The following is a 20,387-nucleotide window of genomic DNA, read 5'->3' on the forward strand; positions in this document are numbered from 1 at the left end:
TTTTACATTTCTTTTGTACAAATCTCGGAAGTATGTTAGTTGCTCACAAGTACGGAGTTACGATTCATATAGGGATAAATTAATCCCCTATTGTACATATAAGAACATAGGATTACTTTTGTAATATGTATGAAAGAAAAATAATACCCAACTTAAACTGCGGGCTTGACCTGGTAGGTGAAGTGCTTTACGGCAAATGGAAAATGCGTTTACTTTGGTTTATTAATGAGGGTCATAAGCGCCCAAGTGAATTGCAGCGCAAAATACCGGATGCCACGCGCAGGGTTTTAAATATTCAGCTGAAGGAATTAGAGGAACATGAACTCGTTTCAAAGATTATTTACCCTGTTGTGCCTCCCAAAGTAGAATATAGCCTGACAGATTTTGGAAAAACACTAATTCCTGTAATTTCAGCCATCGGTAATTGGGGCGATGAGTATGAAGAACGTTTACGGGCGCTTATTTTAAAACGTTTGGATTAAGATGTAGAAGAACTAAGCCTCATTTTTACATCCGGTTAAATTTTTGTCCTTTTTTGCAGTATTGCTTCGTCATTCCTTTCTGCAGGAGAGGAGTTGCGGTTAAGGCCTATCAGGGATACTGTTCTTACTTAGGCGCAACAATGGTATCGCCAGTTAATTGGGTTGGTTCAGGAGGGGGTGGTGCCACTTCACCCACTATAGTACCTTTAGACAATTGAAACAGTATTGTATCCTTGGCAGATTTTTTTGTGGAAGAGGCTCCTTTTGCAACAGTTATTTTCTTAGTTGATGGCGTATCAGGCTGATTTATTGTTTCAACCTGCTGCTCTGTATCATCAACAATGGCGGGTTCGCCTATAGTTCTGCGGCAGCTAAACAACGTAGTGCCCATAGTAACTAACAAAGCAAGCAAAAACATCTTCCTAAAACTCGTTTGGCTAAATAACACACTACGCGGTATTTGCGGTATAAACGGTTTCGGGTCTAATTGTTCGGTATTAAATCGCCCGCACACTTTTTTACCGGCATTGGCTAAAAGGTAGCTGCTTATCTCGGTTCCCGGCATGCCGGTAAAGTCTACCACGGTTTTTTCGCAAAGGCCGCAATAGCGCCCTTTAGCATCAGGGGTCATGGCATCCCAGCTTTCGTGGCAGGGTTTGGGCACCGATAATTTGTAATTGCTCATGTGTTGGTAAATTTGATGGTTTATTTACAACGGTTTCGCAACCAAATTGTTATTTTTGAAACAACAAATAATTCAACGCTATGAAAAAATTATTACTTACTGCCTTAATGGCGAGCACAGCTATTGCCTATAGCCAGGATGGCACCTGGGACAGCACCTTTAACATAGGCACCGGCGCCAACGCTCCCGTTAACGGTATTGATGCCCTGCCCGATGGTAAAATACTTATTGCGGGCCAGTTTGCACAATACAATGGGCAAACGGTTAACGGGCTCGCACGCCTTACAGCTAATGGCGATTTAGATACCTCTTTTACATCGCCTGCTACACCTCAGCTTATCTACAAAACCTTAATTGAAGAAGATGGTTCAATAATGTATGCTACGATATATCCCGGGAGTATCCTGAGGAGATTAGATCCGGATGGATTTCTTGACGATAGTTTTATACCGCCGGTATTCCCGGGCTTGTCAGAAATTGTATCAATCTCTAAACAAGGCAATAAATATATTGTTTCGGGGGCATTTCAGGTTAATGTTAATTCACCTGAGCCACTAAGTTGCATTGTAAGGCTTAACGCCAACGGATCGTTAGATGAAACTTTTGCACCTGTAAGGCTCTATGCTGCTAACACTCCTTTTGCCCATACACGGGTTTTGCCCGATGGTAAAATTATTGCCGTAGGTAAATTTGAATATTATGGAGAAACAGCGGTTGCCAACTTAATAAGGCTTAACGCCGATGGTACGCTTGATGATACTTTTGATGCCGGTACAGGTATTATGGGGCAGCCAATGTCGGTAGCAATACAACCCGATGGTAAAATTATTGTTGGTGGGCTCTTTGCTTCTGTAAATGGTTTTGACCGCAATATGATCGTACGTATTAATGCCGATGGTAGTGTTGATGACAGCTTTGTACCACCAACAGGCGATACGGTAACGGCTTTAGATTTAATAATTCAGCCTGATGGTAAAATAATTGCCGGGGGTAATTTTCATGATTCGGAAGTTATTTTTGGAGAGGATGATGACAGCGTACCCGTTTATATAAAAAGATTTAATGCTAACGGAACCCTTGACACTACTTTTATATCAGAGCAAAGTGTGGGCAATCAGGTGCTTACGCTTTCACTACAGGATGACGGTAAGCTATTGGCCGGTGGCTGGTTTGATAAAGTAGGCGGTGTAACCAAAAACAGGCTTGCCCGCCTTAACAACACCGTGCTTTCGGTAAAAGATTACCAAATGGCAGGGCTATCAGTATACCCTAACCCGGTTACTGATAAACTGACGATTGACACCGGGAGCTTTACTTCGGCTACAGCTACTGTAAGTGTTTATGATATTACAGGTAAAATGCTATATAATGCAGAACAGGCTGCTACAGGTAACATTCAGGTAGATATGGCCTCTTACAACAGTGGCTTATATTTTGTAACCGTTAGTGCAGGTAATAAAACGCTTACGCAGAAGGTTATTAAGAACTAAGTTTATTGGACGCGGATGTATCTTTTTGCTTTACGGCAATGGATAGATCCGCGTTTTTATGTTGTGTTTTTTTCTAACCACAAAGGGCACGAAGTTTTCACAAAGAAAACACTAAGACAGCCATCTAAAGATGGAAGAACACAAGGCAGGGGTTATTTAGTACCACAAAGCTTTGTGAACTTTGTAGATAACAAAGTTATCCTTCATGTTATATAAAACTTTGTGCATCCCTCGTGAAAATCCTTTTTCCCTTCGTGGTAAAAATAACGAAATCTGTGAAAATCCGCGATTGCGAAGCATCCGTGTCATCCGTGTTCCATTGTATACCCACATCAAAATTAGATTCGTATTTTTGCCTTTATGGAAAACATTTTTACCGACGAGTACTTTATGCGCAAGGCACTACAAGAGGCACAGGCCGCTTTTGATAAAGGCGAAATACCCGTAGGCGCAATAGTGGTGGTAAACGATAAAGTTATTGCCCGCACCCATAACCTTACCGAATTACTGCACGATGTTACTGCCCATGCCGAAATGCAGGCCATAACATCGGCGGCTAATTTTTTAGGGGGTAAATACCTTACGGGCTGTACGCTGTATGTTACATTAGAGCCCTGCCAGATGTGCGCCGGGGCGCTGTACTGGAGCCAGGTTAGCAAAGTGGTTTTTGGCGCAGCAGACGATCAGCGGGGGTACCGTGCCATGGGAACAAAATTACATCCTAAAACACAGGTAGTTAACGGCGTTATGGAGGCCGAATGCAGTGCCCTTGTGAAAACGTTTTTTAAACAAAGGAGGGGCTGAAAATCAGGTAATTGATTTCTTAAGAAAATTTTAAAATTAATTCTTCTTTTTATTACAATATTTGTAGGATATTAATAGTTATAGCGTAAAATACCAACCTGTAATTTAACAGTTTAACCTTAACCAATCCTCACAAATGAAAACCCTGAAACTGGTGCTGTGCCTAACAGTCATCACACTGCTGCTGCATTCCTGTACTACAAAGTCGGGAAAAGATTTCGATTCAGATTTTTCTCAATTCCGCGAATACATTACCAGTTTTTCGTCGGGTATCATTTCCACCAAGTCAGATATCAAGGTGGGGCTTGCCTTTACTAAAAAAGAGTGGCAGGCTAACCAGGAGCTGGATAAGGATTACTTCTCGGTATCTCCCGGTGTAGAGGGTAAGGTTATCTTTTTACAGGATAACAGCATTGTGTTTCGCCCATCAAAAAAACTGGAGGCCGATAAAGAGTACTGCATTACGCTGCACCTTTCTAAATTTATGCAGATGCCCAAAGGGCTGGAGGATTTTAACTTCCGCGTAAAAACCATCAAGCAGGACTTTTTGGTTAGCATAGCCGACCTTCAATCGTACAACCGCGACCTTCAATATTTAAACGCTATTCTAAAAGCCAGCGATAACCTTGATATTGCCATTGCTAAAAAACTGGTAACCGCAGAGCAGGACGGCCGAAAGCTGCCCATAAGGTTTGATGCCAATGCCGGTACGCCAACGCAATTCCATTTTGTGATTGACAGCATTCAACGCAAGGCGCAGGACAGTAAAATTAAAATTACCTGGAACGGTAAACCCTATAATATAGACCGCGAAGGCAGCGAAGAGTTTACCGTTCCCGGTAAAGACAACTTTAAGGTAATTACCATGGAGCCCGCCCCCGGCGACAACCAAACGCTGCTTATTAATTTCTCCGACCCTATTAAAAAAGACCAGGACTTTAGCGGCCTTGTAGCCGTAGAGAGCGCCACCGACCTAAAATATTCGGTAGACGGTAACCTCTTAAAAGTGTTTTTCCCCGAGCCGCTTAACGGCAGCTTTTTGGTAGAGGTGTTTCAGGGTATAGAAAGTACCGAGGGTTTTAAAACTAAGAATACGTGGACGCAAAAAGTAGTTTTTGAACAGCTTAACCCGGAGGTGCGCTTTATTAAAAGCGGTACCATACTGCCGGCATCCAGCAACCTGAAGATAAACTTCGAGGCCGTTAACCTGAGCAAGGTCGACGTTAAGGTGTACCGTATTTTCGAGAACAATGTAATGCAGTTCCTTCAGGATAACGAGCTTAACGGCAACTACAGCCTGCGCAAAGTAGCCCTGCCCGTAGCCAAAAAAACATTAGACCTAACTACCGATAAACTGCTTAACCACGGCAAATGGAATGCCTATGCCATAGACCTTTCTACCCTTATAATCCCGCAGCAGGGCGCTATTTACAGGGTAGAGCTATCGGTTAAAAAATCGTATTCACTATACAAATGCGATGCCAGCGATACTACCACAGCGGCGACTTCCGCGCAAAGCGAGGAAGATGAGGAAGACCGTGAAGATGATGAGGATTACGGCAACAGCGAAGACGAGTACTACGATTACTACCCATATGATTACGACTGGGACCAGCGTGAAAACCCATGCAGCAGCTCGTATTTTTATGACAGGAAAGTAGCCACTAACGTACTGGCGTCAGATCTTGGCGTGATCGCAAAACGCGGCGAAAACAACAGTTACTTTTTTGCAGTAACCAGCATCACCACTACCCAGCCCATTGCTGGCGCAACGGTAGAGCTGTTTACATTCCAACAGCAAAAAGTGGCTACGGCACAGACTAATAGCGAGGGTATCATTAACCTTTCGGCAGATGATAGGGCGTTTTTTGCCATCGTTAAAAAAGACAAGAACACCACGTATGTTAAGCTGTACGACGGTAACGCGCAGTCGGTCAGTAATTTTGATGTAGATGGTACACAGCTTCAAAAAGGATTAAAAGGCTATGTGTATGGCGAACGTGGCGTTTGGCGCCCGGGCGACTCGCTATTCATAGGCTTCATCTTAAACGATAAGGCGGCTAAACTGCCGCCGTCGCACCCTATAAAGTTGAGGTTATCCGACCCGAATGGTAAAGTAGTGTTCCAAACGGTTCAGGCCTACAACGCCCGTAACCACTTTAAATTTGTAGTGCTTACGCAGGCCGGCACCCCAACAGGTAGTTGGGAGGCAAGGGTATCTGTGGGAGGTGCGCACTTCTATAAAAATATCAAGATAGAGACCATCAAACCTAACCGCCTAAAAATTAAGAACAGCTTTGAGGGTAAAACCATTTACGGAAGCTCTAAAAATACGGGTACGGTAGAGGTGGCCTGGCTGCACGGCGCTATTGCAAAAGGCCTTAAGGTAGAAATGCAGGCTAAATTCCTGAAACAAACCACAGCGTTTAAAGGCTACCTCAATTATATTTTTGATGATCCTACGCAAAACTTCAGCAGCGAAGAGGTTAATATATTCTCGGGCGTGGCTAACGATAACGGCGTGGTACAGGTAAATTTAGAGCCTAAATTAGAGGCACGTGCACCGGGTATGCTAAAAGCGGCCATTATTACCAAAGCTTACGAAAGGGGCGGCGATTTTAGTACCGATGTGGTTACGGCAAGTTATTCGCCATACGATACCTACGTGGGCGTAAAACTTCCGGAAGGCAATAAATACGGCATGTTAGAAACTGGTAAATCGAACAGGTTCGACCTTGCAACGGTTAACGATAAAGGACAGCCCAAAGGAGGCAGGCGCTTAGATGTAAAAGTATATAAAGTAGAGTGGAGCTGGTGGTGGGATGCATCGCACGGCAATGGGTCGGCATACAGTTCGGCGCTATCCAACACGCCCTATTACACGCAGCAGGTAATTACCGATGGCAGTGGAAAAGCATCCTTCAACCTAAAAACCGGCGAAGAAGAATGGGGCCGTTATTTAGTAAGGGTAACCGATATGGAGAGTGGGCATTCGGCAGGGGAAACCGTGCATGTTGACTACCCATACTGGAGTGGACGCAGCCGCACCACTACAGGCGAAGAAGCAAAAATGCTGGTATTTACAGCCGATAAAGAAAAATACAACGTAGGCGAAAAAGCCACGATATCCTTCCCATCCAGCGAGGGTGGCAGGGCATTGGTATCGTTAGAGAACGGCAGCCGCGTGGTAGAAACCTATTGGGTACAAACCAAAAAAGGCGAAACACAGTTAACCATTCCGGTAACGCCAAAAATGGCACCTAATGTGTACATTCACGTTACGCTGCTGCAGCCGCATGCCACAACGGCTAACGACAGTCCTATCCGTTTATATGGCATCGTACCAATAGAGGTGGTAGATAAAAACACGTTGTTACAGCCGCAAATAACTATGCCGGCAGTACTTAAACCTGAACAAAAAACAACCATAAGGGTCAGCGAAAAAACAGGCAAGGCCATGACCTACACCCTTGCGATAGTAGATGATGGACTTTTAGACCTAACCCGCTTTAAAACGCCAAACGCCTGGGATGCTTTTTATGCAAAAGAAGCCCTTGGTGTGCGCACCTGGGATATTTATGATGATGTAATTGGCGCTTATGGCGGCAAGGTAAACCAGGTATTTAGCATTGGTGGCGATGCCGACTTAGGTGGTGGTGCCGCTAAAAAAGCCAACCGCTTTAAGCCGGTGGTAATTTACCTTGGCCCATATACGCTGGGCAAAGGCCAAACCCGTGTGCACGATGTTAAGCTACCCATGTATGTAGGCTCGGTGCGCACTATGGTAGTAGCCGCCAACGCCGATGTTAGCGCTTATGGTATGGCCGAAAAAACCACGCCGGTTCGCAGTCCGCTTATGTTGCTGGCATCACTGCCTCGCAAGGTAACGCCTAAAGAAAAGGTAACGCTGCCGGTAACCATTTTTGCTATGGAAAACAGCATTAAAAACGTAACACTATCGGTTAAAACCAACAATGGCTTTAGGGTAGTGGGTGCATCATCGCAAGTAGTAAACTTTGCAAGGCCCGACGAAAAGATAGCGTATTTTGACCTTGAAGTTGCCGACATTACCGGCATTGGTAAAGTAACGGTTACAGCCACAAGTGGTAAAGAAAAAGCCAGTTACAATGTAGAGCTCGATGTTATGAATCCTAACCCGATAACCAACAACTATAAAGAGATGGTTATCGAGTCGGGTAAATCGGGCAGTATCGACTGGAACTCTTTTGGCGTTTCCGGAACCAACAAAGCAAGGCTGGAGGTATCATCGTTCCCGTCTATCGATTTTAACCGCAGGCTGGATTACCTTATCCAGTATCCGCATGGCTGTTTAGAGCAAACCACATCAAGCGCATTCCCGCAGTTGTACCTTGCCGATATTGCCGACATCGACCAGACGCGTAAAAATAAGATCCAGAAAAACGTAACGGCAGCCATACAAAAGCTGGCGCAATTTCAATTAGCCGATGGTGGCTTTGCCTACTGGCAGGGGCAACCGAACCCTGATGACTGGGGGTCGAGCTACGTGGGGCATTTCTTTGTAGAGGCAGAGAAAAAAGGTTACGCCCTGCCTATGAACTCTAAAAAACAATGGATACAGTACCAACAGCGTACCGCAAGGCAATGGCGTTATAACGATGGCTACCATAACGATTTTGCCCAGGCCTACAGGCTGTACACACTGGCATTGGCTGGATCGGCAGATCTGTCGTCTATGAACCGATTGAGGGAAACCAGTGGCATCAGCAACGAATCTAAACTAAGGCTGGCTGCCGCCTATGCACTGGCAGGACAAAAAAATGTGGGTCAGGAATTATTAGCACAAAGTGCCATTGATTATGACAATGACTATAATCATTACTATTACTATGGGTCGGCAGAACGCAACAGGGCTATGGCGCTGGAAACACTGTTGATCCTGGGCCAGAAAGAGAAAGCCTTTACCACGGCAATTAAGCTGGCTAAAGAAATGTCGTCTAACCAATGGATGAGTACACAGACTACGGCGTATTGCCTTTACGCCATGACCAAATTCGCGCAAAGCAACGGACCAAAAGGCATTGATGTAAGCTATACCAATAAAGGCAAAACGCAGGCCATAAACACGCCTAAAACCTTTGCCGACAGGGTTCTGGAAATTGGCAGCAGTAATGTAATAACGATTAAGAACAATAAAAAATCTTCGCTATATGTAAAGGTTGTTTACAGTGGCGTGCTCCCGGTGGGCCAGGAACTTACCGAAGAGCGCGGGCTTAGTACAGGCATCGTGTTTAAAGACAGGGCAGGACAGGTTATTAACCCGTCGAGCTTGTCCCAGGGCACCGAGTTTGTAGCAGAGGTTACGGTTAACAACCGCAAAGGCGAGTATGTAGATAACGTGGCGCTTACGCAGATAATCCCGTCAGGGTGGGAAATCGTAAATACCCGCTTTACCGATTTTGGAAGCTTTGCCGAGAACGCCGTTGATTATACCGACATAAGGGACGACAGGACTAACTTCTACTTCTCGCTAAAATCGAACGAGACCAAAACGTTCAGGATATTGCTTAATGCATCTTACCCGGGCAGTTATTACCTGCCGGGCGTGCAGTGCGAAGCCATGTACGATAACTCGTATTTGAGCAGGACTAAAGGGCAGTGGGTTAAGGTGGTGAGGTAAGGGTTGCGGAGAAAGAGGGATTCTAACCCCCCGGATATTATTAACATCATTATTTTCACGCGCCGTCATTGCGAGGAGGCACGACGAAGCAATCTCATAATTAACTTGTGGGATTGCTTCGTGTCTCGCAATGACTTGTCTTGAAACATCATATAATAACAATAACCAAATTAGGATGCTCACATCCAAATGAAAAATAAATTCAGGGCACTTTTTACAAGCATAGGGAGGTTTTTTAAAACCTTAAGGCAACGCATTGCGCGCTACATAAAACGTAACAAAATAAAATCGGGCATCGCCCTGCTGCTTTTTGTTGCCTATTACTTTTGCCTTCCGCGAATGCTTTTTAGCGAGCCCTACAGCACCGTGATAGAAAGCACCGAAGGCGAACTGCTTGGCGCGCGTATAGCAAGGGATGGGCAGTGGCGTTTCCCGGCGCAGGACAGCGTGCCGAACAAGTTTAAACAATGTATTGTATATTTTGAAGACCAGCACTTTTACAGCCATCCCGGCTTTAACCCCGTGGCTATTGTAAAAGCCATAAAGCAAAACCACGATGCCGGTAAAGTGGTGCGTGGAGGCAGCACCCTAACGCAACAAGTAATCCGCCTGAGCCGTGAAGGTAAAAACCGCAGCTATTTTGAGAAGTTTTTAGAAATTATACTGGCAACGCGACTGGAATTCCGCGAAAGCAAAGATGATATATTGGGGCTTTATGCCGCGCATGCGCCTTTTGGTGGCAATGTAGTGGGATTAGAAATGGCTTCGTGGCGGTATTTTGGCGTGCAGCCGCACCAGCTATCGTGGGCCGAAACAGCTACCCTTGCGGTACTACCCAATGCGCCAAGCCTTATCTATCCTGGTAAGAACCAGTCAAAACTTCGCGATAAGCGCGACAGGCTGCTTAAAAAGCTGTTTGCCGAGAAAGTGATTGATAAAACTACCTACGAACTTTCGTTGCAGGAAGGGCTTCCGCAGAAGCCGTTCGACCTGCCGCAGGCTGCGCCGCATTTATTGCAGAACATCGCCGGGGTCAAAGAGGGTCAGCGTATAAAAACTACGGTTAAAACTACCCTGCAAAATCGTGTGAACCAAATCGCGGCACGCTACTACCAGGAGTACAAGCAGACCGAAGTTTACAACCTTGCCATAATGGTGGTAGATGTGCAAACGCACAATATTGTGGCTTATGTGGGTAACTCGCCTACCGATAAAGTCCACCAGAAAGATGTAGATATTATACCCGCGCCACGCAGTACTGGCAGTATTCTAAAGCCGTTTTTGTTTGCCTCCATGCTCGATGCTGGAGAGATATTGCCCAATACCCTGGTGGCCGATGTACCCACACAAATTGCAGGTTACAGCCCCAAGAATTATGAGCTGACGTATGATGGCGCCGTGCCGGCACAACAGGCGTTATCGCGGTCGCTTAACATTCCTGCGGTGCTGATGCTGAAAGATTTTGGCGTGCCGCGTTTTTACGATCAGCTAAAGCATTTTAAGCTTCGGGACATTAACAGGCAGCCCAGCCATTACGGACTCTCACTTATTTTGGGCGGTGCCGAAAGCAACCTTTGGGACTTGTGCCGCACCTATGCCGGGCTTACCTCTACGCTAAATCACTTTACCTCCAGCCAGGCCAAATACCGCATAAACGATTTTGCCGAACTTAATTGGGATAACAGCGTTACCCGCGATTTTGGGAAAGAAGTGTACAACAAACCTGAGTTGGGGGCAGGTTCGATATGGCTTACGTACAATGCCATGAAAGAAGTGAACCGGCCGCAAGGCGATGAAGCCTGGCGTTTTTACGATTCGTCGTTAGAGATTGCCTGGAAAACCGGAACCAGCTTTGGCAGCCGGGATGCCTGGGCCATTGGCACAAGTTCGCGCTACGTAGTAGGGGTGTGGGTAGGCAATGCATCAGGAGAGGGTCGCCCGTCTTTAACCGGGGTGGGTAGTGCCGCACCTATTTTATTTGATGTTTTTAACCTGCTGCCGCGCCAAAAGTGGTTCGCACCGCCTTATAACGACCTTGAAGAGGCCGATGTTTGCAAACTCAGCGGGCACCTGGCTGGCGAACATTGCCCAGTGGTTAAACAATGGATCCCGATTAAAGGGCGTAAGACTACGGTGTGCCGCTACCACAAGGTTATTCATTTAGATGCAGGCAGGCAGTACCAGGTTAACAGCAGTTGCGAGAGTATTGATAATATGGTTACCACGGCTTGGTTTGTGCTGCCACCCGTAATGGAATGGTACTACAAAAGCGGCCATATGGATTACCGTCCGCTGCCGCCTTTCCGTGCCGATTGCCAGGGCACAACGGGTGCCTACCTCGATTTTATTTATCCTAAAGAAGACGGCAAAGTGTACCTTACTAAAGATTTTAATGGTATCGTGCAGCCCTTTATTGTAAAAGCGGCACATACTTCGGCCAATGCCCGGTTGTTTTGGTATTTGGGGGATAAATATCTTGGCGAAACCAAAACCTTTCATGAAATGCCTATTGCAGCTAAAACGGGCACGTATTACATTACCGTGACGGATGAGGCGGGGAATGAAATTAAACGTAAGGTTACTATTGAAGCGCCGTAAGAGGAGTTTTCAGTCGCAGTCGCAGTTTTCAGTCATACGTACATAGCAGTTGAAACCAATATCTATTTACAGTTTGCAATGCCGGGATGTTGCTTTTTAAGGTCGGATACCAGTTGTTTGGTAAACAGTTCTGCGCCGGTTTTGTTGAGGTGGGTGGCATTAAAAAAATACGCTTTGTTATAACACAGCGGACTGTCAGAATAATCTAAAAACGGAATGACCTGCCGGTTTGCAAAGCCTTTTAGTTCCTGCATAACGTCATCGCTATTTTGGGTAAACTTCCGGCTTTCGTAGTATTGGGGCGTGTTTACAAAGATCAGTTTAATGTTCTGCTGTTGGCACTCGGCTACAAAGCGGTGCAGCAGCCTGCGCATTTCCGGGTCAACCGTTACCTTATAGCTCCCCAAAAGTTCCTGCGCCTTTACAAAATCGCTGTTCCATTGCTCGTTGCGGGCTTCATAACCTTTATAACGCAGCGGTTTGGCAGATTCTTTACCAGTCATATTTTGCAGCGCAATGCCTACCGATTGGTACTGCCCCACATACCGCACCAGCGGCACGTAATAATCCCACGCAGAGAACTCTTTTTTGCCCTTGGTGTAGGCGGCCATATCATTATTAAAAAGGCTGTAGGGTAAAAACTGCGATATATTATCCCTCGGTACTTTCTTTATCATACTAAAAGGATCCATAGATAGCAGGATGTACTTGGGCTTTTTATTGTGCTTAAGGTACTGCGTGTGCCTGTAATATTGTGTCCAGAAATTATGGCCGGTAATACCAAAGTTATAAGTGGGGGTGCAAAGCCCATCTGACAATATCTTAGTGTCAAAATGCATGGATGCGCGCGATGAGCCGTAAACCGCCACGTTTGCGTTGATGTTACCCTCATAAATATCGGTCCACACACTAATTTCGCCTTCGGCAGCGGTGCCCGATTTTGCCAGGCTTTTAGATAGTAAATAATCAAGCGGGTACATCAGCGCAAGGAGCGGCAGCAGGAAAAAGGCGGTATTGCGCAAAAACTTTTTCATCCTTAAAACTGAAAGTAAATAAACTGCTGGTTCTTACCGGCAAACAAAAACAGCGCGGCAATAATGGCGTAGTAAAATGCTATCCTAACCGGTTTGGTAAAGTTGGTGTCCAGTTTTTCTATGGCATATTGGTGCTCGCGCCCCTGCCATTCAATGATTAAAAATACAGCCAGTAACAGAATGGTTATCTTTGCATTGGCTGCCACATAAAAACTGGGTACGGTAAACAGGGTGCGCGAAAATATAGTGCTTATGTATTTAAATGCATGCGTGAGGCTATCGGCCCTGAAAAAGATCCACGCAAAAGTAACCAGACTGAAGGTAAACAGTATCTGAACAGTTTCTTTTAGGCCTGGCAGCCATTTACCGGGTGCAACAATGGTAAGGTAGCGGCGGTTGGTTTTGGTGAGCAGCAAGGGCATAAAATACAGTGCGTGCAGCATGCCCCAGGCAATAAACGTAAGGTTGGCGCCATGCCAAAAACCACTGATGATAAAAATAACAAACGTATTGCGGATGGCGGCAAAGCGGCCGTTTTGGCTTCCGCCGAGGGGAATGTATACGTAATCCCTAAACCAGGTGGTTAACGATATGTGCCAGCGCCTCCAGAATTCGGCAATATTGCGCGAAAAGTAGGGAAACGAAAAGTTGCGGATAAGGTCGATGCCAAACAGACGTGCCGTACCAATGGCAATATCGGAATAGCCCGAAAAATCACCATAAATCTGGAAGGCAAAAAATACCGCCCCCATTGCCAGCGAACTACCGCTAAGGTGCAGGTGGCTGTTAAAGGTTACATTAGCCAGTTCGGCACAATTATCGGCAATGACCACCTTTTTAAACAATCCCCATAAAATTTGGCGAAGTCCGTTTATGGCGTTGCTGTAATCAAAAGTCCGTTTGGTTTTTAACTGCGGTAACAGGTGGGTGGCACGCTCTATTGGTCCGGCCACAAGAAGTGGAAAAAAGCTCACAAATAGGGCATAGGTTATAAAATCCCGCTCGGCTTTTATCCTGCCCTGATAGGTGTCAATTATATACGATAGCCCATGAAAGGTGTAGAACGATATCCCCACGGGAAGGATTATTTTTAGCAATAACGGACTCACACTCAACCCCACGGTAGCCAAAGCATCCTGTAACGAGAGCGCAAAAAAGTTGTAGTATTTAAATACACCCAGTAGCCCCAGGTTTATACAAATGCTGATCCACAGCCATGTTTTCTTAGCGCGCTGGCGGGTTTCCGACTCAATTTTCAGGGCGGAAAAATAATCTAAAGCGGTAGAGAACAGAAGCAGGAAGAGAAAACGCCAGTCCCAGTTGGCATAAAAAAAGTAGCTTGCCACCAGCAATAGTATGTTTTGCCCCTTTACGGTTTTGCCTGCTATAAACCAGTGCAGTACAAATACTGCCGGTAAAAAAAGCGCGAAACCTATTGAGTTAAAAAGCATTACTAAGGGGTGTTGCCGTTGCTTTGGTAAACATACTATTTATGCGCCATAAATGCAAAGGGCATTTTTAGGCACGCTGCCTGTCCCTTAAAAACAGGTAGCCAAAAGCTGCCAATGTTATACCTGCCGATACATACAGCACCAGCGGTATCCGCGCCAAATCATCCTGGTAATACCATCCGGCAAAGAGCGCGCCAAGGCCAATACCGGCTTCGAGCGCAATATACATGGTTGCCATAGCCTTGCCACGATGGTTGGGCAGGCTCATATCTACCGTCCACGCATTAAGCGCGGGCGAGAGTACACCCTGTGCAATACCATATACGGCGGCCCCCGTTATAAGCAGTATAAGGCTATTGGCCATGCCAATAATTATGAGTGAAGTTACCAATACTACTAACCCTACTTTAATTACTTTGATTCTGCCATAGCGGTCGGATGCCTTGCCGGCCACAAACCTGATTAAGAGTGATGCAATGGTAAAAACCATAAAGAAAAGCCCTTTGTTGGCAATACCCAGATGGGCAGACTGGTCAGGGATCAGAGTTAGTATTGCGCCATAGCCAATGTAGGTCATGATTATGACGATGGCAGCGGGCAGCACTTCGGGCGCTATGATGTCGCGGCGCGAAAGCTTAAGCAAGGCAAAGCTGAACTTTTGCTTCATAGGCAAGGTTTCCTTCATATTCATAAGGATAACGATAGACAGCAATGCAAAAGCCGACGATATGTAAAACAGTACGTTGATAGAAAAGTGGAGTGTAATGTATCCGCCTATAGCAGGCCCAATAGCCATACCGGTGCTAAAACACAGGCCGTGTATGCCCAGCGCTTCGCCCCAGCGTTCTTTAGGGGCAATATCGGCAACGTAAGCGGCAGTTGCCGTAGGCTTAAACCCGGTTGAAAATCCATGCAGTAACCTCAAAAACAAAAAGCCGCCCACGGTTGCCAGCAGGGGGTATAAAAAGCCACATACAAAGCACACTATAGAGCCAACCGCCATAACCGGCACACGGCCCAGGGTATCTGTCAGCCGCCCGCTAAAGGGGCGCGATATGCCTGCGGTAACGGTAAACAGGGCAATGATAAGCCCTTTGTATTCGGCACCGCCAAGGCTGCTGAGGTAGGCGGGGAGTTCGGGTATCAGCATGTTAAAGCTGGCCGAGAACAGCAGCGAACTAAGGCACAGCAAGCCGAACTGGAGGTTGTAAATTGGGTGTTTTTCCGGGTTGTTCATTGGTCATACAAAGGTATGCGATAGTACAATGTGTGGCAATAAATATTTATAGCCTTTTCTTTTGCCTTGATGCAAAAGAAACAAAAAATCAAGGCTACATCTTTTTTAGCTACAAATTATTTCAAAAAGGCTAAATCATTTGAACTTGCTTCGCTTCAAACAGCAAATGATTTTTAACGCCTTTTCTCATAATTTGCTTAACGCAAAAAGATGAGGCCGCCTGAGCTTCACTCTTTCGTTCTTACTTGTGCTGAATTGCTTGTGTACATTAACTAACAGCCGTATCTTAGGTGTTACAAAAACATTTTATAATGAAAAACATTCTTTGCCTTTTTTCCTGCTTTTTCTTTTTAGTGTCGTGCAATGCCCAAACCCAAACAGGCCCTAAAGACCTGATGCATTTAAAATACGGATCGGAAAAGCAAAATACGCTTGATTTGTACCTGCCTAAAACCTACACAGAAAAGACCCCTGTTGTTATTATGCTGCACGGCGGTGCATGGATGCTGGGTGGTAATGAATATACCGAAAAAACATCTAAAGACCTGCGCAATCGTGGTTTTGTCGTAGCGAATGTTGATTACAGGTATGTGAACGATTCGGTTAGTGCAAAAAACCTGCTGCGCGATATAGATGATGCCATAACGTATGTAGAAAAGCAGGCGGCGCAGTACCATTACAGCCCAAAAGGGTATCATATGGCGGGTATAAGTGCCGGTGCGCACCTGTCGCTTTTGTATGGCTATACCACCTCTAAAACCGTTAAGTCGATCACCGCCTTGTGCGCACCTTCACGCTTGGACGACCCTAATGACATCAATGAATTTAACAAGCACCAGCTGGTACACAATGTTGAGCTATTAGCCGATGCCAAGTATATTCCCGGGCAAAAATTAGGCACCGAGTTTACGGTTGTGAGTCCGTACTCGCATATAAAAGCAATCCCAACGCTGTTGTTTCATGGCGATGCCGATAACATAGTGCCGTACTCGCAGTCGGTATTTTTGTATGGCGAATTGCAAAAGAAGGGTGTGAAATCAAAGTTTGTAACCATGAAAGGCAAAGGCCACGACTGCGGCATGAACCAACCCAATAGCGAAAAGAAAGTGCTTGACGAGATTACTAAATGGGTGGAGTTGTATAATTAGGGTGGGGTGGGGTAGCATTATTAACACCTGAGTGATAGCGCGGATTTGCAATCCGTGCCGGTAACAATAATTATTTTCTATGTCAACTAAATACAAAGCAATAACAACCGAAGAGGCATATTTTATTACAATAACTACCGTAGGTTGGATTGATGTTTTTACAAGATTAAATCAGAAATACAATATAATAAATGCCCTTGACTATTGTAGCAAGCATAAAGGCTTAGAGATATATGCATACTGCCTGATGCCAAGTCACCTGCATATCCTTTGCAAAGGAGTAGACGGAGCTGTATTGTCGGATATTATGAGAGACTTTAAAAAGTTTACTTCCAAAAAGATAATTACATCAATTATCGAAGAACCCGAAAGCCGTAGGGAATGGATGCTGGCATATTTTGCAAAAGCATGCGAGCATTTAAAAAGGCCACAGCAATTTAAGGTGTGGCAGGAAGGTTATCATGCCGAAATTGTAGAAACCAATTGGTTTATAAAACAAAAGGTAAAATATATTCATAATAACCCAGTAGCAGAAAAATTTGTTAGCCTACCTGAAGATTATTATTTCAGTTCGGCTCGAAATTATGCAGGATTGGACAATGATTTAGATATAGTTTTGCTTGATCTGTTTTGATTAATTCAAAGTGATAACTGATTTTCTACCAGCAGAGTAATAGCGCGGATTTGTAATCCGTGCACATACTACTGAGTTTCTGTATCAGGTAAATAAATCTTATTCTGGTTACATTGCCTGCACGGATTGCAAATCCGCGCTATCACTCATGCGTAAATTTGATACGCAATAGCGAAATTCCCGCTATCACTCAAAAGGCTTATTCTAACTGTTGGGAATCTATCAATTACCGTTTATTGTAACGTTAGTACTAAAAAGCTAAATAATTTTATGATGGCGTGGCTGTTTTGGCACTGCGTTTTTACTTAAATTTGTAACCTGTTTTAAACCAAGTAATAAACTAATACCCGCGATATATGAAATTTGCTAAAAAACTTTCGCTAATAGCCCTTGCTGCTGTGTTGTTTACAAGTTGTAAGGACACCTCTAAAGATGGCAACCTTGAAACGCCTAAAGAAGAAATTGTAACCGACAGCACCCAGAAAAAAGAAACCGCTGCTAACCTTGAAACGGCTACATTTAAAATTGAGGGTATGACCTGCCCAATGGGTTGTGCGGCTACCATTCAGGATAAGCTTGCCCATATGGAAGGTGTTGATGATGCTAAAGTTGACTTTGACAGCAAAACGGCTACCATATCTTTTGACCCTGCCAAACAAACTGCCGAAAGCTTTGTACAAACGGTTGAGAAAATTGCCGGAGGTGTTTATAAGGTATCTGATGTAAAATCATCGGGTGATAAGGCATACTATTCAGGACACGATAAGGATAAGAAGAAAAAGAAAAAAGCCGAGAAAGAGGCTAAAGAGGCTGCTGCCAAAGCTAAAAAAGACGGTAAGCCATCGTGCTGTTCGGCCGATGCCAAGACGGAGAAAAAAGCAGGATGCTGTTCTGCCGATGCAAAAAAAGGTGGTAACCTATAATCAGGGTTCTAAAATATTTACAAGAAGCAGCTTAGGGCTGCTTTTTTTTTGTGGCATTTTATGGAAGCAAGCATGTCATTCTGACGAAGGAAGAATCTCGATAATTTATTGCGTGCTCCCCGAGTGAGATTGCCGCGCTCCATTGCATTTCGCTCGCAATGACAGGCTCCTGTGCTTACTCAAATTCGTAAAAATCTGTGTAAATCCCCGCCTGTACCATTCGGGCAGGCGCGATTGCGAAGCATCAGCGTCATCCGCGTTCCATTAAAACTGAAAACTGAAAACTGCGACTGTGACTTTCTTTAAAGATTCCCTAAAATATCAATTTTATCGCTGGTAGAGATACCACCGGGGTTACAACCCGGCAGCCCCTCAGGGATGGATTTATTGATGGTTTTATAGTACTCTACCCATGCAGGGAAGAACGCGTTGGTGCCGGGCTCTTTATACGTCATAGGGTATAGTTTAAAAAAAGGCTTGCCTTTATTGGAATCTTTAAAAGCATCATATATAAGTTCTGAGCAGTAGTAGCTGCCGTTACCATAAACATATTCATCATCATACGGTACGCCCATTTGCTTTAGCGAAAATGCAATGGCGGCAGGTATAAGCTTTTGGTATTTCTTTTTAAGGCGGCCTACCAGCATAGGCTTACCAGTGTTTTTACTGAAACTCTGTAGCGTGCTAAGCCGTACCGCGCTTCCGGCGGCCTCTATAATGTAAAGGGTGTCATTGCGGTGGTATACCAATCCCATGTGGCTGTAATCGGCGCCATTGTGGCCCTCTGTTACGGCTTCTATGGCATCGCAAAGCGGGCCGCAGTCCATATCCTGGAAAATAAGGTCGCCATCTTTAAGATCGATCTTACTTTGTGCAGCAACCGATGTTATGCTGAAAAGAAAAATAAGTAGGTATTTCATTTTATAAAAAATCAAAGAAAGCAAGGCCTATACATATTGTCCCTACACGATCATATTCATGCAAAGGAAATGCATACAGGTTGGCTTCCACATACAAAGATACTTCATTATCCTTTATTGCACCTATACGGTACTTTTGGTATGTTCCGCCTAAATCGCCACGGCCTAACGCAAATGCATACCCATAGCCATATTGCAGGCAAATGTTGGTTTCTTCCCATAGTTGCGGCGTAAATAAAACGCTGCCAAATACCGGAGCTATTACCAGTTTATTAGTTCCGGAATATTCAACACCAGTATTGGCAGAAACGCCTAACCACTTTTTAAGGTGTACGCCATAGCCGGCGTTAACCGCTAAGCCATCGGGTAAAATGTAATCAAGCGCACTGTATTTATCTTCTTCATAGTCGTTTACGCCATTTTGGTCATCATCAACATAGGCAATGTTGTCTTCACGGTATGGGTTTGCCCTTAGCGGAATTGAAATGCTAAACTGCCCAAAGAACGGTTTTTCTTTAGGAGGCTTTTCACCTTCAGGGATGCCCTTGGTTATAAATACGGTTTCATCCCGGGTTATTTGTGCGTGGGAGGCCAGGGCAAAAAAGAGGAGTAAGGCAGTTATTTTAAGCGGAGACTTCATCTTCAAAAGCATCTGGGGTTATGGCCTTTTCAACGGGAAATTCACCAATTTTAGTACGCCTTAGTGCGGTTAAATGTGCACCAGATTGTATGGCCAGTCCAAAATCGTAAGCTAAAGAACGAATATAAGTACCCTTGCTGCATACTACCCTAAAGTCTACTTCGGGCAGGGCAATGCGTGTAATTTCAAATTCGTGAATGGTAGTTTTGCGCGATGCTATCTCTACTTCTTCGCCTTTGCGTGCGTGTTCGTAGAGGCGTTTACCGTCTTTTTTAATGGCCGAGAATACCGGTGGTTTCTGGTCGATCTCACCCATGAACTGAGGCACGGTTTCGTATACCAATTCGGGCGTTACATGATCGGTGGGAAAAGTTTCGTTAACCTCGGTCTCCAGATCGTATGATGGCGTAGTAGCGCCTATGTAAAAAGTGCCGGTATATTCTTTAGGCATGCCCTGCAACTCTGTAATGCGTTTGGTAAATTTACCGGTGCATACAATAAGCAGGCCTGTGGCTAAAGGGTCGAGCGTGCCGGCGTGGCCCACTTTTATTTTTTTAAGCCCAAGGTGTTTTTTAAGGCTCCACTTTACTTTGTTTACAGCCTGAAAAGAGCTCCATGTAAGTGGCTTATCTATAAGTACAATTTTTCCTTCCTGGAAATCTTCGGGGTTTGCAGCGGCCAA

The 20,387-nt window shown here is 45.0% G+C and carries 15 protein-coding genes; 8 read left to right on the forward strand and 7 right to left on the reverse strand.

Going from position 1 to position 20,387, the window contains the following annotated elements; genetic code table 11:
• Nucleotides 1-125 precede the first annotated feature (125 nt).
• Entirely contained in the window at nt 126-482 is a 357-nt protein-coding gene (locus tag FMM05_RS17545; RefSeq protein ID WP_143374726.1) for a winged helix-turn-helix transcriptional regulator, read from the forward strand.
• 124 nt (nt 483-606) lie between these two features.
• Here the strand turns inward: FMM05_RS17545 and FMM05_RS17550 are convergent, their stop codons facing one another.
• The gene (locus FMM05_RS17550) at nt 607-1,167 is read right to left on the reverse strand and encodes a hypothetical protein (protein WP_143374727.1); all 561 of its coding nucleotides are present in this window, start codon (nt 1,165-1,167) and stop codon (nt 607-609) included.
• Nucleotides 1,168-1,247: 80 nt separating this feature from the next.
• On the opposite strand from FMM05_RS17550, the gene FMM05_RS17555 reads away from it, so the two are divergent.
• The 4 genes from FMM05_RS17555 to pbpC all read left to right on the forward strand — a co-directional run bounded on the left by FMM05_RS17555 (nt 1,248) and on the right by pbpC (nt 11,718).
• Entirely contained in the window at nt 1,248-2,657 is a 1,410-nt protein-coding gene (locus FMM05_RS17555; protein ID WP_143374728.1) for a T9SS type A sorting domain-containing protein, read from the forward strand.
• Nucleotides 2,658-3,017: 360 nt separating this feature from the next.
• A complete protein-coding gene (locus FMM05_RS17560; RefSeq protein ID WP_143374729.1) occupies nt 3,018-3,461 on the forward strand; it encodes a nucleoside deaminase in 444 nt (147 codons plus the stop codon).
• Nucleotides 3,462-3,597: 136 nt separating this feature from the next.
• Nucleotides 3,598-9,120, forward strand: coding sequence for an alpha-2-macroglobulin family protein (locus tag FMM05_RS17565; RefSeq protein ID WP_143374730.1), 5,523 nt, complete (start codon nt 3,598-3,600; stop codon nt 9,118-9,120).
• Nucleotides 9,121-9,309: 189 nt separating this feature from the next.
• Nucleotides 9,310-11,718, forward strand: coding sequence for a penicillin-binding protein 1C (gene pbpC, locus FMM05_RS17570; protein ID WP_143374731.1), 2,409 nt, complete (start codon nt 9,310-9,312; stop codon nt 11,716-11,718).
• 62 nt (nt 11,719-11,780) lie between these two features.
• On the opposite strand, the gene FMM05_RS17575 is transcribed toward pbpC, so the two are convergent.
• From FMM05_RS17575 to FMM05_RS17585, 3 genes are all read right to left on the reverse strand, one after another.
• Nucleotides 11,781-12,752, reverse strand: coding sequence for a hypothetical protein (locus FMM05_RS17575; protein ID WP_143374732.1), 972 nt, complete (start codon nt 12,750-12,752; stop codon nt 11,781-11,783).
• A 2-nt stretch (nt 12,753-12,754) separates the two neighbouring features.
• Nucleotides 12,755-14,203 carry an MBOAT family O-acyltransferase gene (locus tag FMM05_RS17580; protein ID WP_143374733.1) on the reverse strand — a complete coding sequence of 483 codons (1,449 nt, stop codon included), beginning with the start codon at nt 14,201-14,203 and terminating at the stop codon, nt 12,755-12,757.
• 67 nt (nt 14,204-14,270) lie between these two features.
• Entirely contained in the window at nt 14,271-15,440 is a 1,170-nt protein-coding gene (locus FMM05_RS17585; RefSeq protein ID WP_143374734.1) for an MFS transporter, read from the reverse strand.
• Nucleotides 15,441-15,751: 311 nt separating this feature from the next.
• Between FMM05_RS17585 and FMM05_RS17590 the strand changes: the two genes are divergently transcribed.
• From FMM05_RS17590 to FMM05_RS17600, 3 genes are all read left to right on the forward strand, one after another.
• Nucleotides 15,752-16,588, forward strand: a complete 837-nt coding sequence (locus FMM05_RS17590; RefSeq protein ID WP_143374735.1) for a prolyl oligopeptidase family serine peptidase — start codon at nt 15,752-15,754, stop codon at nt 16,586-16,588.
• Between the two features lie 79 nt (nt 16,589-16,667).
• Nucleotides 16,668-17,222: an REP-associated tyrosine transposase gene (locus tag FMM05_RS17595; RefSeq protein ID WP_143374736.1), complete on the forward strand. Its 555-nt coding sequence runs from the start codon at nt 16,668-16,670 to the stop codon at nt 17,220-17,222.
• Nucleotides 17,223-17,578: 356 nt separating this feature from the next.
• A complete protein-coding gene (locus FMM05_RS17600) occupies nt 17,579-18,145 on the forward strand; it encodes a heavy-metal-associated domain-containing protein (RefSeq protein ID WP_143374737.1) in 567 nt (188 codons plus the stop codon).
• Between the two features lie 302 nt (nt 18,146-18,447).
• Here the strand turns inward: FMM05_RS17600 and FMM05_RS17605 are convergent, their stop codons facing one another.
• From FMM05_RS17605 to truB, 3 genes are read right to left on the reverse strand one after another with little or no spacing between them, the layout of a single operon-like run.
• Nucleotides 18,448-19,065 (reverse strand): YiiX/YebB-like N1pC/P60 family cysteine hydrolase, encoded by a 618-nt coding sequence (locus tag FMM05_RS17605; protein ID WP_143374738.1) that lies wholly within the window; start codon nt 19,063-19,065, stop codon nt 18,448-18,450.
• A 1-nt stretch (nt 19,066) separates the two neighbouring features.
• Nucleotides 19,067-19,711: a hypothetical protein gene (locus FMM05_RS17610; protein ID WP_143374739.1), complete on the reverse strand. Its 645-nt coding sequence runs from the start codon at nt 19,709-19,711 to the stop codon at nt 19,067-19,069.
• Nucleotides 19,689-20,387 carry a tRNA pseudouridine(55) synthase TruB gene (gene truB, locus FMM05_RS17615; protein ID WP_143374740.1) on the reverse strand — a complete coding sequence of 233 codons (699 nt, stop codon included), beginning with the start codon at nt 20,385-20,387 and terminating at the stop codon, nt 19,689-19,691. The genes FMM05_RS17610 and truB overlap by 23 nt, the downstream gene beginning before the upstream one ends.

Source organism: Flavobacterium zepuense (genome assembly GCF_007097145.1).
In the GTDB taxonomy this organism is placed as follows: Bacteria; Bacteroidota; Bacteroidia; order Flavobacteriales; family Flavobacteriaceae; genus Flavobacterium; species Flavobacterium zepuense.

Bases quoted from the DNA above. Each gene is read 5' to 3' on its own strand.
- FMM05_RS17545 (WP_143374726.1), top strand. From the start codon at position 126: ATGTATGAAAGAAAAATAATACCCAACTTAAACTGCGGGCTTGACCTG.
- FMM05_RS17550 (WP_143374727.1), bottom strand. From the start codon at position 1,167: ATGAGCAATTACAAATTATCGGTGCCCAAACCCTGCCACGAAAGCTGG.
- FMM05_RS17555 (WP_143374728.1), top strand. From the start codon at position 1,248: ATGAAAAAATTATTACTTACTGCCTTAATGGCGAGCACAGCTATTGCC.
- FMM05_RS17560 (WP_143374729.1), top strand. From the start codon at position 3,018: ATGGAAAACATTTTTACCGACGAGTACTTTATGCGCAAGGCACTACAA.
- FMM05_RS17565 (WP_143374730.1), top strand. From the start codon at position 3,598: ATGAAAACCCTGAAACTGGTGCTGTGCCTAACAGTCATCACACTGCTG.
- pbpC (WP_143374731.1), top strand. From the start codon at position 9,310: ATGAAAAATAAATTCAGGGCACTTTTTACAAGCATAGGGAGGTTTTTT.
- FMM05_RS17575 (WP_143374732.1), bottom strand. From the start codon at position 12,752: ATGAAAAAGTTTTTGCGCAATACCGCCTTTTTCCTGCTGCCGCTCCTT.
- FMM05_RS17580 (WP_143374733.1), bottom strand. From the start codon at position 14,203: ATGCTTTTTAACTCAATAGGTTTCGCGCTTTTTTTACCGGCAGTATTT.
- FMM05_RS17585 (WP_143374734.1), bottom strand. From the start codon at position 15,440: ATGAACAACCCGGAAAAACACCCAATTTACAACCTCCAGTTCGGCTTG.
- FMM05_RS17590 (WP_143374735.1), top strand. From the start codon at position 15,752: ATGAAAAACATTCTTTGCCTTTTTTCCTGCTTTTTCTTTTTAGTGTCG.
- FMM05_RS17595 (WP_143374736.1), top strand. From the start codon at position 16,668: ATGTCAACTAAATACAAAGCAATAACAACCGAAGAGGCATATTTTATT.
- FMM05_RS17600 (WP_143374737.1), top strand. From the start codon at position 17,579: ATGAAATTTGCTAAAAAACTTTCGCTAATAGCCCTTGCTGCTGTGTTG.
- FMM05_RS17605 (WP_143374738.1), bottom strand. From the start codon at position 19,065: ATGAAATACCTACTTATTTTTCTTTTCAGCATAACATCGGTTGCTGCA.